Here is a 326-nt window from a genome sequence, read left to right as displayed (position 1 = left end):
GATGGCTTAGCCCAAATAATGTGATTAAGCACTTCGAATCGAGAACGCATTAAGATTTCTGTATCTGCAGCGAGCGTCGAACCACAGAACAGGTACAAGCTGCCGTTAGGTTTTAGTACACGCCAGAACTCCACCAACACTTCATCAAGCCATGCAAGAAAGCTTTCGACATCTGGCCATTGGTTATCCCATGCATTGGCTTTGATTCGAAAATATGGTGGGTCGGTAAGAATGAGATCGACAGAGTTGTCGTCAAGGGTTTTAAGGTGCTGCAAGCAATCAGTATTAACAAGAGTCAACTGTTCGTTGTGTAGTGTGTGTTTGTG

The 326-nt window shown here is 44.5% G+C and carries 1 protein-coding gene; it reads right to left on the bottom strand.

Annotated features, from left to right (window positions below; all coding sequences use genetic code 11):
- Positions 1-326 (bottom strand): DNA-methyltransferase (locus AW165_RS18770; RefSeq protein WP_212823960.1); only part of this gene is annotated, 326 nt, incomplete at both ends.

The sequence above is a fragment of the Acinetobacter sp. LMB-5 genome, from assembly GCF_001541635.1.
In the GTDB taxonomy this organism is placed as follows: Bacteria; Pseudomonadota; Gammaproteobacteria; order Pseudomonadales; family Moraxellaceae; genus Acinetobacter; species Acinetobacter pittii.
Note: the sequence above shows the minus strand (reverse complement) of the source record. Positions and strands in the feature narration are given on the sequence as shown.